The organism is Nonomuraea sp. NPDC049421 (assembly GCF_040677005.1).
In the GTDB taxonomy this organism is placed as follows: Bacteria; Actinomycetota; Actinomycetes; order Streptosporangiales; family Streptosporangiaceae; genus Nonomuraea; species Nonomuraea salmonea.
In genome coordinates, this window is the sequence record NZ_JBFAQA010000001.1 from 742,563 (window position 1) to 758,509 (window position 15,947).

A 15,947-nucleotide genomic window follows, 5' to 3' on the forward strand; every position below is an offset into this window, starting at 1 on the left:
TGGCACGCTGGGTCCGTGACGTACGGGCCACCTCCCCCTGACTACCCGCAATATCCGCGCGCGACGAGCAGCCCGCCGATCATCGTGCTCGTCTCGGGGCTGGCCGCGCTGCTGGGGTTCCTGCTGGGAGTGTTCGTCGGATTCGGGGCCGGGTCCACGTCGCCGTCGTCGGGGGACGAGCCCGCGCCCAGGGTCACGGTGACGGTCGAGTCGAGCCCGTCGGCTCCGGCGGAGAGCAGCGCTCCCGTGCAGCCCGTCCCCACTGATCCGGCGCAGACCGTTCCCACCGGTCCCGCCCAGACCGTCCCCACCGGCCCTGCCCAGAGCGTTCCCACCGGGCCTGCGCAGACCCCGCCCGCTCAGACGCCGCCTGCCCAGACGCAGACGTCGCCCGACCAGAGCGTGCCGAGTCAGACGCAGCCGGGCGGCGGGACCCTCACCAACCCCATGTCGCTGCGGACCCTCCACGTCGGCACCGACATCCAGCCCGGCACCTACCGCACCACCGGCCCGGCCGCCGGGTTCACGATGTGCTATTGGGCCCGGCTGCGCAGCGCGAGCGGCGATGTTGTCGCGGCCGGCATGCCGACGGGCGCCGCCACCGTCACCGTCCAGCCCACGGACAAGGCCTTCCAGACCGGCGGCTGCGCGGAGTGGACGAAGTCGTGACGCGGGTGTTGGCACTGGTAGGGCGAGCGTAGGAGGATGCGCACAGCCCTACCAAGGAGGAAGACATGTCGGTGTTGCAGAGCTTCGTGAACAGCGTGCGCAGCGGGGCGATCGAGGTGATCGACCTGACCGCGCCCCTCACCGCGGAGACGCCGATCCTCCAGCTGCCCGAGCCGTTCGCCAACACGATCCCGTTCCGGCTGGAGGAGATCAGCCGCTACGACGACCGCGGCCCGGCGTGGTACTGGAACGACATCCACACAGGTGAGCACACGGGCACCCACTTCGACGCCCCCGTCCACTGGGTCACCGCCCGCGACGGCCAGGACGTCTCCCAGGTGCCGGCCCGCAGCCTCATCGCGCCCGCCGTCGTGCTCGACTTCGCCGCCGAGGCGGCGAAGGACCCCGACTTCCTCCTCCAGATCGACCACGTGAAGGAGTGGGAACGCGCCAACGGCCCGCTCCCCGAGGGTGGCTGGCTGCTCTACCGCACCGGCTGGGACGCCCGCTCCGCCGACCAGGCCGCCTTCCTCAACGCCGACGAGAACGGCCCGCACACACCCGGCATCTCCTCCGAGTGCGCGCAGTGGCTCGCCTCCGAGACGCCCATCCAGGGCATCGGCGTCGAGACCGTCGGCACCGACGCGGGCGCCGCCCACTCCTTCGACCCGCCCTTCCCCTGCCACTCCTTCCTCCTCGGCGCCGGGAAATACGGCCTCACCCAGCTCCGCAACATCGACCTTCTGCCCGTCACCGGCGCCGTCGTGGTCGCGCCGCCGCTGCCCATCGTCGGCGGCTCCGGCAGCCCCGTCCGCGTGCTCGCCCTGGTGGAACGTTGATCGTCGCCGAGGCCGTCGGCCGCGCCCTGGCCGCCTGCGGGGCCGGGACGGTCTTCGGGGTGGTCGGCAGCGGCAACTTCCACGTCACCAACGCCCTCGTGGCGGCCGGCGCGCGCTTCGTCGCCGCCCGCCACGAGGGCGGGGCCGCCACCATGGCCGACGCCTACGCGAGGATGAGCGGCCGGCCCGGCATCGTCACGGTGCACCAGGGGCCGGGGCTCACCAACGCGCTCACCGGCATCACCGAGGCGGCCAAGAGCCGCACCCCGATGGTCGTGCTGGCCGGCGAGGCCACCGAGGCGCAGTCCAACTTCCACATCGACCAGGCGGCGCTCGCCACGGCGGTGGGCGCGGTGTCGATGCGCGTCACGAGTGCGGACGAGGCGGTCGCGCAGGCGGTGCGGGCGTACCGGGTGGCGGCGGGGGAGCGGCGTACGGTGCTGCTGAACCTGCCGCTCGACGTCCAGTCCGCCCCGTACACCGGTGCGGTCGAGGTGCCCGCTCCGTCTGGGGAGACCTCGGCGGAGGTCGGTGCGTCTCAGGTCTCCTCGGCGGACGCCGCGGCGGGCGAGCCGGCCGCCGTGTCTCAGGCTTCCTCGGCGGAGGCCGCGGCGGGCGAGCTGGCCGCCGCGCTGGAGGCGGCCGAGCGGCCGGTGTTCATCGCCGGCCGCGGCGCCCGGCACGCCAGGCGCGAGCTGGAGGCGCTGGCCGAGCGCACCGGGGCGCTGCTCGCCACCTCGGCCGTGGCCAGGGGCCTGTTCCGGGGCAGCCCGTGGGACCTCGACGTCTCCGGCGGCTTCGCCACCCCGCTGGCCGCCGAGCTGATCCGCGGCGCCGACCTCGTCGTCGGCTGGGGCTGCGCGCTCAACATGTGGACCACCCGCCACGGGTCCCTCGTCTCGCCCGGCACCCGGGTGGCGAAGGTCGATCTCGAACCCGCCGCGCTCAAGACCCACGTACCCGCCGACGTCGGCGTGGTGGGCGACGTGGCCCAGGTCGCCGCCGCGCTGGCGGGCGTCGTTCCGGCGAAGGCCGGTTACCGCACGCCTGAGCTGGCCGGCCGGATCCGGGCCGAGGGGCGGTGGCGGGCGGTGCCGTACGAGGACGGCGGCGACGGCGGCCGCATCGACCCCAGGACGCTCACCATCGGCCTGGACGACCTGCTGCCTCCCGAGCGCATCGTGTCCATCGACTCCGGCAACTTCATGGGCTATCCGTCGATGTTCATGGACGTGCCGGACGAGAACGGGTTCTGCTTCACCCAGGCGTTCCAGTCGGTCGGGCTCGGCCTCGCCACCGCCATCGGCGCCGCGCTGGCCCGCCCCGACCGGCTCCCCGTCGCCGCGCTCGGCGACGGCGGCTTCCTCATGGGGATCGCCGAGCTGGAGACCGTGGTGCGGCTGGGGCTGCCGATGGTGATCGTCGTTTACGACGACGAGGCGTACGGCGCCGAGGTCCACCACTTCGGCCCGCACGACCACCCGCTCGGCACGGTCACCTTCCCACCCGCCGACCTGGCCGCCATCGCCCGCGGCCACGGCCTCGCCGCCGTGACCGTCACCCGGAGCGAGGACCTGGCAGACGTCTCCACCTGGCTCTCCGGCCCCCGGGACCGCCCGCTCCTGATCCACGCCAGGGTGACCCGCGACCGCGGCTCCTGGTGGCTGGAGGAGGCCTTCAAGAGCCACTGACACCGGGGTAGGCGCGGGCCTCTTCGTTGGGGGTGAGCCCGCGCCCGCCGTCAGAACTTGCGGTAGGCGCGGGCCTCCTCGGCCGCGGCCAGTACGTCGGTCAGGGATGAGCCCGCGCCCGCCGTCACCGCCGCCGCGATCGCCCCCTCCAGGAACGGCACGTCGGCCACCACCGCCCGGTACTCCTCGGCCACCAGCCGGGCGGTCAGCACGGAGCTGCCGATGTCGGGGATGAGCAGCACCCCGCGCCCACTGTCGACGCTGCGCACCGCCGCCTCGACGACGTCCACGCTGGTGCCGAGCCCGCCGTCGGCCGTCCCGCCGGCCGCCGCCAGCGGCACGTCCTCGCCCGCGATGCCCCGGGCAAGCGCCACCGCCTCGGCCGCCAGCCCGGCGCTGTGCGAGACCAGCACCACGCCCACCATCACAGAGCCCCGCCGCCCAACGATCGCACCGCCTCCCCGGCATCATGCCGTGAGGGGGCGCTTGCGGCGCTCATTCCACCACGCTCGCCAGCGCCTCCAGCAGCAGGGCCGCGGAGGCCGCGCCGGGGTCCTCGTGGCCGATGCTGCGCGGACCCAGGTAGCTGGCCCGGCCCCTCTTCGCCTGCATCGGGATCGTCGACTTGGCCCCCTCCCTGGCCGCGTGCGCCGCCTGCTCGACGGCCCGGCGTACGCCGACGCCGTCGCGTACGGCCAGGGACAGGGCGCGGGAGGCGGGCGCGAGCGCGTCCACCATCGTCTTGTCGCCCAGCGCGGCCTTGCCCAGCCGCTCGACCGCCACCACGCCCTCCTCGAACGCCGCCGCGAACCCCGCCAGCGTCACCGGCGACTCGGGCAGCGCCCTGCCCATCTGCCGGAACACCGACCCGTACAGCGGCCCGGCCGCGCCCCCGACGCGGCGGATCAGGGTCACGCCCGCCGTCGTCAGCACCTCGGCGGCCGAGCCGGGCGGGTCGTCGGCCAGCGCCTTGCAGACCTCGGAGAAGCCGCGGTCGAGGTTGGTGCCGTGGTCGGCGTCGCCGATCGCCGCGTCCAGCCTGGTCAGGCGGTCGCGTTCGCGGCGGATCAGCCTGGCGCTCTCCTCGAACCAGGCCAGGAACAGGTCGGTGTCCATCATCGCCCCCAGCGCAGCCCCGGCGTCTCGACCGGTGCGTCCCATAGGCGGGTCAGCGTCTCGTCCAGCAGGCAGATGGTGACCGAGAAGCCCTGCATGTCCAGGCTCGTCACGTAGTTGCCCACCAGCGAGCGCGTCACCCGCGCCCCCTTGCCCTTGATGTACGCCGCCACCTCGGCGAACACCACGTACAGCTCCGACAGCGGCGTCCCGCCCATGCCGTTGACCATGACCAGCAGGTCGCCCCGCAGCGGCAGGTCACCGTGGATCGCGTCCATCGCCACCTCGGCCAGCTCCCGCGCCGGCGCCAGCGGCACCCGCCTGCGCCCCGGCTCGCCGTGGATGCCGATGCCCAGCTCCACCTCGGTCTCCGGCAGGTCGAAGATGGGCTTGCCGGCGGCGGGGGGCGTACAGGAGGTCAGGGCGATGCCGAACGAGCGGCTGCGCTGGTTGACCTCCGTCGCCACGGCGGCCACCTCGCCCAGCGGCGCGCCCTCCTCCGCGAGCGCTCCGGCGATCTTCTCCACGAACAGCGTCGCGCCCGTGCCGCGCCGGCCCGCCGTGTAGAGCGAGTCCTCGACGGCGACGTCGTCGTTCACCAGCACGCTCGCCACCTCGATGTCCTCGACCACGTCGGCCGCCATCTCGAAGTTCAGCACGTCGCCGGTGTAGTTCTTGACGATGTGCAGCACCCCGGCGCCGCCGTCCACGCCCATGGTCGCCTCGATGATCGGGTCGGGCACCGGCGCGGTGAAGATCTCGCCGCAGCAGGCGGCGTCGAGCATCCCGTAACCGACGAACCCCGCGTGCAGCGGCTCATGCCCCGAGCCGCCGCCCGACACCAGGCCCACCTTGCCGGGCCGAGGCCCCTCCGCGCGGTAGACGACCTTGTTGCGGACCCGCAGCGCGGGGTGGGCGGCGACCATGCCGTTCAGCGCGTCGTCAACGACGGAACCGACCGTGTTGATGAGCTTCTTCATGGTCGAAACATCTGCCCGTTTTCACGACCGCGCAAGCGTCATAACGTGGGCGGGGTGGATGTCGTCTACAGCCCCTACGATCCGGCCATCAACGACGAGCCGTACCCCGTCTACGCCAGGATGCGCGCGGAAGCACCGCTCTACCACAACCCCGACCTCGGCTTCTGGGCGCTGTCCCGGCACGCCGACGTCTCCGCCGCGCTGATCGACAGCGAGCTGCTGTCCAGCGACCACGGCCCCATGCTCGACCCCGGCGCCTGGGGTCCCCACGTACGCGGCTACCTGTCGTTCGTCGCCATGGACCCGCCCCAGCACACCCGCATGCGCGCCACCGTCTCGCGCGGCTTCACCGCGCGCCGCGTCGCCGCGCTCGAACCGATGATCAGGCAGATCGTCCGCGGGCACATCGAACGGGCCCTCGAACACGGCACGTTCGACTTCGCCCGCGACATCGCCGCCAAGCTGCCGCTCGACGTCATCGCCGAGCTGGTCGGCGTGCCGCCGTCGGACCGCGCGGACATCCGGCGCGACTCCGGCGCGCTGTTCGACGCCGACCCCGCGGGCGCGATGAGCGAGGAGGGCGTCAAGGGCCTGCTCTCGCTCGGGAGCCATTACCGTACGATCATCGCCGAGCGCCGGGCCGCGCCCCGCGACGACCTCGTCTCCGTGCTCGTCGCCGACGACGAGCTGACCGACGACGACATCGTGGCGTTCCTCTTCCTGCTCATCGGCGCCGGCGCCGAGACCACCGCCCACCTGCTCAGCGCCGCCTGGTATTGGGCCTGGCGCAACCCCGGTCAGCGCGCCGCCGCCTTCGGCGGGGCGATCGACCGGTGGGCCGAGGAGACGCTGCGCTACGACACCCCCGCCCACGGCACCGCCCGCCGCCTCACCCGCGAGACCGAGTGGTACGGCGTCCGCGTGCCCGCCGACGCCAAGATGTGGCTGCTGATCGGCTCCGCCAACCGCGACGAGAGCGTCTTCCCCGACGCCGGCGTCTACGACCTCACCCGCGACACCCGCCGCGCCATCAGCTTCGGCGCCGGCCGCCACTTCTGCCTCGGCGCCCCGCTCGCCCGCCTGGAGGCCAGGGTCGCGCTGGAAGAGCTCACCCGCGCCGTCACGCCCGACTACGACATCGACGAGAGCGGCATCCGCAGGACCGCGCACGGCAACGTGAGGGGGATGGTCAGCCTCCCCACGTCCGTCAAACCCGCCTGAGTAGGTTACCGTCTGCTCATGGCTGAGATCGTGTACCCGCCGGTGATCGCCGCCGCGCGGACCCTCTTTCGCGTGCTCGACATCCGCTTCCACATGGAGGGGACCGAGCACGTGCCGCGGTCGGGGGGAGCGGTGCTGGTCAGCAACCACATCAGCTACCTCGACTTCATCTTCGCCGGGTTCGCCGCGTTGCCGTCGAAGCGCCTGGTGCGGTTCATGGCCAAGCAGGACGTGTTCGAGCACCGCATCTCCGGGCCGCTGATGCGCGGCATGCACCACATCCCGGTCGACCGGGGCGCGGGGGCCGGCTCGTACGCCACCGCCCTGCGCATGCTCAAGGCCGGCGAAGTCGTCGGTGTGTTCGCCGAGGCCACGATCAGCCGCTCCTTCACCGTCAAAGAGATCAAGAACGGCGCCATCCGCATGGCCCAGGCCACCGGCACGCCCATCATCCCCGTCGGGATGTGGGGCAGCCAGCGCCTGTGGACCAAGGGCCGTCCCCGCAAGCTGCTGCAGCGGCACGTCCCGATGACCATCCTGGTGGGCGAGCCGATGTACCCCAAGCGCGGCGAGAACGTCAACGACCACGTCGCCGACCTGCACGGCCGCCTGTCGGAGCTGGTGGACAAGGCCCAGCGCACCTACCCGGAGGTGCCCCCCGGCGTCTGGTGGCAACCCGCCCACCTGGGCGGCACCGCCCCCACCCCGGAGGAAGCGGAGGCCATGGACGCCGCAGAAGCCGAGGCCCGCGCCAATAAGGAGACCTGATCCGTCACTCGCCTGCCGCTGGCGCCGGGTCGAATGGCGCGGGACACTGAGGCGAGGCAGGGCAGAGGAGGGCGCGTATGGAAGCCCGGCAACCCCCACCTGAGCAGCGCGAGGACGGCGGGCAGCCTGCGCCGGCGATCCGCCGGGCGGCGTCTGCCATCGACGGCCGGTTGCCGGCCGCCGTCCTTGCAGCGCTCGCGGCCCGCGATGACCTCGATCCCGAGAACCCGCCCTCGCCCGAGGACGGCAGCGCCGCAGTGCCGTCACCAGAGGGACAGCAGGCGCCGTAACAGGCCGTTATCCCGATCCCGGCCGAGCGATCCCGGAGGGGCCGATGAACATGCGGGCGGAGCACGGCGAGGTCATTCTGGTCGAGTTCGGCCAGCGCGGCGGGCTGCGCCAGGTGGCGTTGAGCGCGCCCGAGGCGGTAGAGCGTTCCGCCGAGGCGATCGAGCAGGCCATGGGCACCATCAGGGGCATGGCCGAGCGGGTTCGCGAAACCGTCGCCGGTCTTGCGGTGTGTCCCGACGGCGTGCAGGTCGAGTTCGGGATCAAGTTCGACGCGGAGGCCGGAGCCGTCATCGCCAAGGCGGGCGTGGAGGCCGCGGTGACCGTGACGCTCACCTGGGGACCGGGCGGGCCATCATGAGAGGCGGGCTGGACGCGCCGCGCGTCATCCTCCAAGACGTCAGGCAGTTCACCGTCCAGATCAGGGACCCGGCGGGCGAGCGGGTGCTCGGCACTGGCGTGGTGATCTCCCGGCAGGGTCTGGTCGCCACCTGTGCCCATGTCATCCGCGCGGGCGGCCTCGAGCCGCGGGCCAGCCGCCGGTGCCGGGTCACCGTCTACCTCCCCTCGATCAATCGCGGCGCAGTCTCCGCCGAGCTGCGTTCCGCCTGGGTCGTCGCCAGCTTCTCCGACTCCGATGACGACCTGGTCTGCCTGCAACTGGACGGCGAGTTGCCGCTGCCGCACCAGCGCGTCGCCGTGCTGGGCGGGGCGCGCGATTCGGCGTGGCACACCTTCAGCAGCTACGGCTACCGCGAGCTGGGCGACTACCTCGGAGCATGGGCGCGCGGGATGATCCTCGGCGAGGTGGAGCCGCCCGCCGGCCGCCGGCTTCTGCTCGACCCCGTCCAGCTCGAATCCAAGAACATCGACGCCGGAATGAGCGGCGCGGCGGTCCTCGACGTCGAACGGAACCTGGTCGTCGGCGTGGTGGCGGAGACGTGGGTCGCCGAGCCGGCCGGCAAGGACCGCGACACCGCGTGGGCGGTCAACGCCGGGTTGCTAGAGCTTTCGCCACTCCGCATAGACCTGCGGGACGACCCGTTGCCGCTCGTCCACGCCGAGCCGCCCCTCGTCCAGCCCGCGCTCGCCGAGCGCGCCCGCCCTCGCGAAGGGGCCCGGCATATGGACTTCGCGCCCCTACCCCTCGCCGAATGGGTCGGCAGGGACCTCCTGCTGTCGGAGCTGACGGAGTATCTCGGTGAGCAGCGACACCTGGTGATCAGCCTGGTCGGGTTCGGCGGCGAGGGGAAGACGAGCATCGCCAGGAAGTGGGTCGAGGTGCTCACCGCCGCTCCGCCCGGTGGACAGCGGCTCAGCGTGTTCTGGTGGAGCTTCACTGAGCGCGCCAGCGCGGACGACTTCCTCGAAGCCGCGCTCGACTTCGTTAGCGGCGGCGCCATCGCGCCGGGTGACCTGCCCGATGGCCGGGCCCGCGCCGAGTGCGTGGCGGGTCTACTGAATGCTCACCCGTTCCTGTTCGTCCTCGACGGGCTGGAGGTCATGCAGCACCAGGGCGGCGACGAATACGGCTCCGTCAAGAGCGCCGACCTGCGCGACTTTCTCACCTTCTTCGCCACCCCCGACCACCGCTCCACCTGCCTGATCACGACGCGGGCCCCCGTCTTCGACCTCGTCCCCTACGTCACGCACCGTCAGGTCGACGTGGACCCTCTGGACACCGATCAGGGCGTCGAACTGCTGCGCAACCTCGGTGTCTTCGGCCCCGACGCCTCGCTGCGGCAGGTCGTGCACGACTGGGGCGGGCATGCGCTCACGCTCAGCCTCGTGGCGGCGTACCTCACCACCCGGCACCACGGCGACGTGCGCCGGGTCACCTCCCTACCCACGCCCGACCCCCACCTGCCCAGGGATGTCCTCGTGCGCAGGGTGCTCCAGGAGTACAACGCCTCGCTCTCGTCCGAGGAGCGCACGTTCCTGGAACGCTACAGCGTCTTCCGTACGCCGATGCCCGATGAGGCGCTACGGCTCATCCTGCCCGAGGCCCCGTGGGCGGAGGCGGACGAGGAGTGGCAGCAGGCCAGGACAGCCATCTTCCGCCACCTCCTGGCGGCCAGGATCGTGCGCAGGGACACCTCCGGCCGTACGCAGATGCACCCGCTCGTCCGCGACTTCTTCGTCCAGCAGGCCGCCTCGGACGACGCGCGTCGTGCGCTGCACCGCAGAGCCATGGAGTACTACCTGTCCACCTCGCGGCCGGACGTCTCCCGCCACACGCTCGAGGACCTCGAGGACGTCGTGGAAGCGGTGCACCACGCGTGCGGCGCCGGGTTGCACGATCACGCCTGCGACCTCGTGCACGAGCGGCTGTACGAAGGCGACCGCGGACTCCTCACCCGGGAGCTCAACGCGTACGAGACCGCGCTGGCCGTGTTCGCGGACTTCTACCCCAAAGGTGAGTTGTCCCGGCATCCCCTCGTTACCGACGGCACGTCGCGGGGCTGGATCCAGCACGAGGTCGCGATGTGCCTTCAGATGCTGGGGCGGCTGCGGGAGGCGGCCATGGCCACGCGGCGGGCCATGCAGGCATTCAAGGCCGTCGGAGTCTGGCACGACGCTGCTGTGAGCTGCCAGAACATGGCCGAGCTGTATCTTAGCCTCGGTGCCCTGCCCACCTGCGGGCCGCTCATCGCGGAGGCGTACGACCTCGCTCACCGCGCCGGTGACGAGGAGGACGTGCTCGTCGCGGAGACCTTGCGGGGGGCGCTTGCATATCTCGAAGGCCGTACCGAGGAGGCCGGCACGGCGTTTGCCGAGGCCCTGCGCATCGCCCGCGAGCACACCCCCATCCCCGCGCTCTACAGTTCGAGCGGCATCCGGTACGCCGACTACCTCCGGCGGCTCGGCCGGACGGACGAGGCGCGGCGCGTCCACGAGGTGAACCTCGAAGTCTGCCGGGCGGCGGGTTGGCGCGGCGACGAAGTCGGCTGCCTTACCGGGCTCGGCGACCTCGCACTCGAGAGCGGCGACTCGGACGGGGCTCGCCACTGGTATGACCTGGCCGAGCGCATCTCACGCGGCATCACCCGGCGTGACGTCCTGATCGGTGCTCTCCTGGGCCAGGCCAGGTGGCGCCTGCGATTCGGGCCGCCGGACAAGAGCGGCCTCCATGACCTCCGGCAGGCACTCACCATGGCCGTGACGGGCGGCTACCGGCTGGCCGAGATAGAGGCCCACTTGCTCGTCGCGGAGACATACGTACGGGCGGGCGACCAGGAACCGGCCTGGGAGGCCCTGAACCAGGCCGAACACATGAGCATCGAAGCCGGCTACCACTGGGGCCGACAATCCGCACAGGCTCTCACAACCCTCCTGGACCGCAACCCCTGACACCCCACGCCTCGGCAGGTACAGCCGTGGTGCTCCGGCTCAAGCCAGGCCCGCAGCAGAGGGTTCGGTCGCTCTTGAGCAGCAGCACGCGCCTGTGCTTGCTCCACCGGCTGTAGCTGGGGCGCGTGGCTTTTGCTTCGCCTCGGCCGCGAATGGTCGGGCCGAGGCGGTGGTGGCTTCGGGTCAGATGGCGGCCTGGTAGGTGCTGGCGCGCATGCCGGCCAGGAGACCTGCCGTCTGGTCCAGGCTGAAGCGGCGGATCGGGTCGTGGTGGAGGAGGCCCTCGATCAGGGGGCGCATGACGCCGGCGCGGCGCGGTGGCGGGTAGGGGCCGCTGCGGGCCATGCCGAGCACCGTGGCGGCGTCCTGGCCCGGGTAGGGCGGCTGGCCCTCGATGGCGCTGTAGAGGGTGGCGCCGAAGGACCACATGTCGGCCTCCTTGCTGGCCGGCCCTCCGTGCAGCCGCTCGGGCGCCATGAACGCCGGGGTGCCGCGCAGCCGCCGCGAGGTGGTCATGCGGATGTCGCCCTCGGCGGTCGCTATGCCGAAGTCGGTGAGCACCACCCGGTCGCCCGTCAGCATGACGTTGGCGGGCTTGACGTCTCGATGCAGCACCCCCGCCTCATGGGCGGTGCGCAGCGCCGCGAGCAGGTGCTGGCCGATGGCCGCCACCGACTGCGCGGGCAGTGTGCCCACCTGTGAGAGCAACTGGTGCAATGAGAGCCCGTCGAGGTATTCCATCACGATCCAGAGCTTGCCGCTCTCCTCGATCAGGTCGTGCACCGTGACGATGTTGGGGTGCGTCAGCCCGGCGGCCATCCTGGCCTCGCGGAGCACCCTGCGGCGCACCATCTCGACCTCGCCGGTAAGGGTCAGCTCTTTGAGCGCCACCGTGCGGTGGAGGAGCTGATCGAACGCCCTCCAGACGACTCCCATACCCCCACGACCGGCCTCCTCGTTCAGGAGGTACCGTCCGCCGATCTCCCGCATACCATCCCCTCAAGCTCGGGGATAATCATGTCACCTCGGCACAGGCTCTAGGGTGCCTAACGTGATCCGGATATGTCGGAAAGTGTAGGTGCGCTGGTCAGAGGCTCAGAAATTTGATCTGACAAAGCGCGCCACAACAGCCCGACAGCGAACAAACATACTCCAGTCGCGCCGGTGAGGACGGCAGGAAGCCCGGCGAATTCGGCCACGACGCCTCCGAGCGCCGCCCCCAGCGGCATCGCGCCCATGCCGACGAGCCGGTATGCCGAGTTGACCCTGCCGAGGAGCTCGGCCGGGATCAGCCGCTGCCGCGCCGAGATCACCAGGACGTTGCCCGCCGCGCCGAGCACGCCCCAGAGCACGGCGGTGGGATAGAGCGTCCACGCGGACGGCACGAGCACGGGCACCAGGAGCAGCAGGGCGCTGACCAGCCAGGCGCCCAGCAGCGTGCGGAACTCCCCGAACAGCCGCGCCGCCCGGCCCGCCAGCAGCGACCCGGCCACCGCGCCGACCGCGAACGCCGTGGTCATCAGGCCGTATTGGGCGGGCCGCAGCCCCATCGCCGACTCCTCGCCGACGGCCCAGAGCACGAAGACGCCGAAGTAGGCCGCGTTGGCGAAGTTGAGCGCGCCGGCCGTGAGCGCCAGGCCACGCAGCACCCGATGTGCCCCTAAGAACCGCAGCGCCTGCGCGATGTCGGCCCGCATCGGCCGGTCGCGGGCGGCCGGGGCCGGTGCGTACGTGCCGCGCATGCCCAGCAGGAGCAGGCCCGCGGCGGCGTACAGGACGGCCGGGGCGCCGAACAGGACGGCGGGGACGACGGCCACGAGCAGGCCCGCCAGCGGGGCGCCCACGAAGTCGTTGCCGATCATCTGGGCGGTCGAGACGCGGCCGTTGGCCCTCGTCAGGTCGGGACCGGAGACGGTCGTCGGCAGCACGGACTGCGCCGAGAGGTCGGCGAAGACCTCGCTCGCCCCGGCCAGCAGCACCGCGGCGAGCAGCAGCCAGAGGTTGAGCAGCCCGGACGCGGCCGGCGCGGTGACGCCGGCCAGGATCGCGGCGCGCACCAGGTTGGCCCGGACCATGACGCGCCGCCGGTCGGCCCGGTCGGCGACGGCGCCCGCGTGCAGCGCGAGCAGCAGCCACGGCAGCGTCGCGGCGGCGCCGACCAGGGAGACCAGGGTGGGGGAGCGGGTCAGCGAGACGGCCAGCAGCGGCGCCCCGACCTTGAGCAGGCCGTCGGCCAGGTTGGACATCGCGGTCGACGCCCACAGGAAGCCGAACGAACGGCCCAGACCCGCCATGGTGCCCTCCGATAGTGTGTAAGGGAAAGTGTGCACAGGATTCTTTGCAAAGATAGGTTTGCACAAGTGACGAGCAAGCGCTACTCGGCGCGTACGCTGGACGCGAACGCGCTCAAGTCGTTCGCCCACCCGCTGCGGCTGCGCATCTACGAGCTCCTCGACGAACACGGCCCCTCCACCGCCACCCGTCTCGCCGGCCTCCTCGGCCAGAACACCGGCGCCACCAGCTACCACCTGCGTGAGCTGGCCCGGCACGGCATGATCGAGATCGTGGCCGGAATGGGGCGCGGCAAGGAGAAGTACTGGCGCATCACCCCAGGCGGCTACTCCTACGGCGACCAGCCCGCCGACCCCGACGCGGCCGGCGCGCTCGAGTTCCTGCTGGACGACCTGATCCGCCAGCGCAGCGCCGAGCTGGCCCGGTGGCGCGAGGTGGCCGACCGTGCGCCGGCGGAGTGGTACCAGGTCAGCGGCTTCGGCCGCCGCTCACTCCGCCTCACGCCCGAGGAGACGGGGCGCATGCGGGACGAGGTTCTTGAAGTGCTCGAACGCTACCGAGCGGTCTCGGACGGGAGAGCCCGATCGCTCGGTGCCGAGATCGGTGCTGAGGGGAGTGCTCAAGGTTCAGCGAGTGCTGGAGGCCCGCTCAGTGCTGACGACGGACGTGGCCCGGAGGTGACCCAGGCCGGGGAGCCGGGTGCCGCGGGCGACTCGGCGGGTTCCGGGGCGATGACGGGCGGCTCCGGTGGGGTTGATTTCGCCGCAGGGCCGGCGGGTACGGCGGGGCCTGGTGAAGATGTCGCAGGGGCGACGGGTGCCGTAGGGGCCGTTGGATCCGCCGCAGGGTCCGATCGGTCCGGGGGAGCGGTGGTTGGGCATGTGGTCGTGCACTTCGACGTGTTGCCCATCGGGGCGGTGCAGGAAGGCTGAGCGTCTGTCGCGCGATGGCGGCCCAGGGTGAGCGTCTGTCGCGCGATGGCAGCCCGGGGGATCGCCGATGGTGGTGTCAGGGGGTTTGGGTCAGGAGGTGGAGGGCGCGGTCGGGGATGCCTTCCGGGGCCGTCCCAAGACTGCCGGCCGTGAACGGGGGCTCGGGGTCGTACTCGATGGCCAGCTGGACGCTTTGGGCGGTTTCCTCGTCCACGGCCTTGCCCACCAGCGTGAGGGCCATGTCGATGCCGGCCGACACGCCCGCCGCCGTCACGATCTTGCCCGTGTGCACCACCCGGGTGCCGACGGGTTCGGCGCCGTACTGCTTGAGGAGGTCGAGGAGGGCCCAGTGGCTGGTGGCGGGCAGGCCCTCCAGGAGGCCGGCGGCGCCGAGCAGGAGCGAGCCGGTGCACACCGACGTGGTCCACCGGGTGCGCTCGTGGGCCTGCCTGATCCAGTTCACCAGGGCCTCGTCGGAAAGGGCGTCCAGGGTGCCGGTGCCGCCGGGGACCATGATGACGTCGGGGGCGGGCACCTCCTCGTACGAGGCGGTGGCGGCGAGCATGAACGTGCCGAAGTCGTCGGAGACGGGCCCGCGCTCGGCGGCGACGAGCGTGACGGTGCAGCCGGGCACCATGGACAGGACCGTGTAGGGCCCCGCCACGTCCAGCGCGGTGAAGCGGGGATAGAGCGGGATGGCCACGTGCATGACGAGTTACCTCTCCTTCGACTGGAACCGGCGCCGATGGTCGCCGGGTGAGATCCGCCAGTGCCGCCTGAAGACGCGATAGAGGGTCTCCGGCGAGCCGAGCCCCGACTCCCTGGCCACCGCGTCGAGCGGCAGCCCGGTGACCTCCAGGAGCCGCCTGGCGGTGTCGGCGCGGCTGCGTTCGACGTACCGGCCGGGTGACATGCCGGTCTGGGCGGTGAAGACGCGGGAGAAGTGCCGCTCGCTCATGCCGGCCCGCGCGGCGAGCGCGGGCACGCTGAGGTCGGCGGCCGGGTTCGCGTCGATGTAGCCCTGCAGCTCCCTGAGCGGCTCGCTGCGCGGCGTCAGCGCCCGCATGGCGGTGCTGAACTGGCTCTGCCCGCCCGGCCTGTGCAGATAGACCACGAGGCCGCGGGCGACGTTCCTGGCCAGGCCGTGGCCGTGGTCGCGGGCGACGAGGGCGAGCGCCAGGTCCACGCCGGACAGCACGCCGGCCGACGTCCACACGTCGCCGTCCTCGATGTAGAGGGGGTCGGCGTCGACGTCCACGCCGGAGTAGCGGCTGCGCAGGTCGTCGGCGACGAGCCAGTGCGTGGTGGCGCGGCGGCGGTCGAGCAGTCCGGCCTCGGCGAGCAGGAACGCGCCGTTGCACACCGACGCCGTACGCCGTGCGCCCCCGGCGAGCCGGGCGATCTGCCCGACGAGCTCGGCGTCGGCCAGCCGCTCGGGTACGGAGAGCCCGCCCGCCACCAGCAGCGTGTCCACGGGCTCGGTGACCTCGGCGAGCGGCCTGGTCACGACCGGCACCCCGTTGCCCGCCGTGACGTGCCCGCCGGAGACCGACCCCACCTCGACCTGATAGGCGTCGCGGCGGATCAGGGTCGCGGTGCCGAAGACGTCGGCCGGCCCGGCCATGTCGAGCAGCTGGAAACCGGGGAAGACGACGATGAGGACTCGTCGCTGCATGCCTTCCATGCTGGTCGCGGCCCGCGGATGGCGTCAATGACACGCTCATTGCAGATCGTGCCACCCGGAACAGGCCGAGAGCCCCCCGGGGCAGGACCGGGAGGCTCTCGGCGGCGACGGGCCGT

The 15,947-nt window shown here is 72.2% G+C and carries 16 protein-coding genes; 9 read left to right on the top strand and 7 right to left on the bottom strand.

What is annotated here, in order from left to right; all coding sequences use genetic code 11:
- The first annotated feature begins 15 nt into the window (after positions 1-15).
- The 3 genes from AB0K18_RS03390 (at position 16) to AB0K18_RS03400 (ending at position 3,199) form a co-directional block, all read left to right on the top strand.
- Positions 16-669 (top strand): hypothetical protein, encoded by a 654-nt coding sequence (locus AB0K18_RS03390; protein ID WP_364909081.1) that lies wholly within the window; start codon positions 16-18, stop codon positions 667-669.
- Between the two features lie 65 nt (positions 670-734).
- Positions 735-1,508: a cyclase family protein gene (locus AB0K18_RS03395; RefSeq protein ID WP_364909082.1), complete on the top strand. Its 774-nt coding sequence runs from the start codon at positions 735-737 to the stop codon at positions 1,506-1,508.
- On the top strand, positions 1,505-3,199 hold the full coding sequence (locus tag AB0K18_RS03400; protein ID WP_364909085.1) for a thiamine pyrophosphate-binding protein: 1,695 nt from the start codon (positions 1,505-1,507) through the stop codon (positions 3,197-3,199). The genes AB0K18_RS03395 and AB0K18_RS03400 overlap by 4 nt, the downstream gene beginning before the upstream one ends.
- 50 nt (positions 3,200-3,249) lie before the next feature.
- Here the strand turns inward: AB0K18_RS03400 and AB0K18_RS03405 are convergent, their stop codons facing one another.
- From AB0K18_RS03405 to dhaK, 3 genes are all read right to left on the bottom strand, one after another.
- Positions 3,250-3,624, bottom strand: a complete 375-nt coding sequence (locus tag AB0K18_RS03405; RefSeq protein WP_364909088.1) for a phosphoenolpyruvate--protein phosphotransferase — start codon at positions 3,622-3,624, stop codon at positions 3,250-3,252.
- Between the two features lie 70 nt (positions 3,625-3,694).
- The gene (gene dhaL, locus AB0K18_RS03410; protein ID WP_364909090.1) at positions 3,695-4,318 is read right to left on the bottom strand and encodes a dihydroxyacetone kinase subunit DhaL; all 624 of its coding nucleotides are present in this window, start codon (positions 4,316-4,318) and stop codon (positions 3,695-3,697) included.
- Positions 4,315-5,295 carry a dihydroxyacetone kinase subunit DhaK gene (gene dhaK / locus AB0K18_RS03415; RefSeq protein WP_364909093.1) on the bottom strand — a complete coding sequence of 327 codons (981 nt, stop codon included), beginning with the start codon at positions 5,293-5,295 and terminating at the stop codon, positions 4,315-4,317. Before dhaK ends, dhaL begins: the two co-directional genes overlap by 4 nt.
- 54 nt (positions 5,296-5,349) lie before the next feature.
- On the opposite strand from dhaK, the gene AB0K18_RS03420 reads away from it, so the two are divergent.
- From AB0K18_RS03420 to AB0K18_RS03440, 5 genes are all read left to right on the top strand, one after another.
- Entirely contained in the window at positions 5,350-6,516 is a 1,167-nt protein-coding gene (locus tag AB0K18_RS03420) for a cytochrome P450 (RefSeq protein ID WP_364909096.1), read from the top strand.
- An 18-nt stretch (positions 6,517-6,534) separates the two neighbouring features.
- The gene (locus AB0K18_RS03425; protein WP_364909099.1) at positions 6,535-7,284 is read left to right on the top strand and encodes a lysophospholipid acyltransferase family protein; all 750 of its coding nucleotides are present in this window, start codon (positions 6,535-6,537) and stop codon (positions 7,282-7,284) included.
- Between the two features lie 77 nt (positions 7,285-7,361).
- Entirely contained in the window at positions 7,362-7,574 is a 213-nt protein-coding gene (locus tag AB0K18_RS03430) for a hypothetical protein (protein ID WP_364909102.1), read from the top strand.
- Between the two features lie 44 nt (positions 7,575-7,618).
- Complete coding sequence (locus tag AB0K18_RS03435; protein ID WP_364909104.1) at positions 7,619-7,933, top strand: CU044_2847 family protein; 315 nt, start codon at positions 7,619-7,621, stop codon at positions 7,931-7,933.
- Positions 7,930-10,923, top strand: a complete 2,994-nt coding sequence (locus tag AB0K18_RS03440) for a trypsin-like peptidase domain-containing protein (RefSeq protein ID WP_364909106.1) — start codon at positions 7,930-7,932, stop codon at positions 10,921-10,923. Before AB0K18_RS03435 ends, AB0K18_RS03440 begins: the two co-directional genes overlap by 4 nt.
- 183 nt (positions 10,924-11,106) lie before the next feature.
- On the opposite strand, the gene AB0K18_RS03445 is transcribed toward AB0K18_RS03440, so the two are convergent.
- Complete coding sequence (locus tag AB0K18_RS03445; protein ID WP_355421554.1) at positions 11,107-11,913, bottom strand: serine/threonine-protein kinase; 807 nt, start codon at positions 11,911-11,913, stop codon at positions 11,107-11,109.
- Between the two features lie 56 nt (positions 11,914-11,969).
- Positions 11,970-13,217, bottom strand: a complete 1,248-nt coding sequence (locus tag AB0K18_RS03450) for an MFS transporter (RefSeq protein ID WP_364909109.1) — start codon at positions 13,215-13,217, stop codon at positions 11,970-11,972.
- 66 nt (positions 13,218-13,283) lie between these two features.
- Between AB0K18_RS03450 and AB0K18_RS03455 the strand changes: the two genes are divergently transcribed.
- Positions 13,284-14,147 (top strand): helix-turn-helix domain-containing protein, encoded by an 864-nt coding sequence (locus AB0K18_RS03455; protein ID WP_364909111.1) that lies wholly within the window; start codon positions 13,284-13,286, stop codon positions 14,145-14,147.
- Positions 14,148-14,223: 76 nt separating this feature from the next.
- On the opposite strand, the gene AB0K18_RS03460 is transcribed toward AB0K18_RS03455, so the two are convergent.
- The gene (locus tag AB0K18_RS03460; RefSeq protein ID WP_364909114.1) at positions 14,224-14,856 is read right to left on the bottom strand and encodes a DJ-1/PfpI family protein; all 633 of its coding nucleotides are present in this window, start codon (positions 14,854-14,856) and stop codon (positions 14,224-14,226) included.
- 6 nt (positions 14,857-14,862) lie between these two features.
- On the bottom strand, positions 14,863-15,822 hold the full coding sequence (locus AB0K18_RS03465; RefSeq protein WP_364909117.1) for a GlxA family transcriptional regulator: 960 nt from the start codon (positions 15,820-15,822) through the stop codon (positions 14,863-14,865).
- Positions 15,823-15,947: the final 125 nt, after the last annotated feature.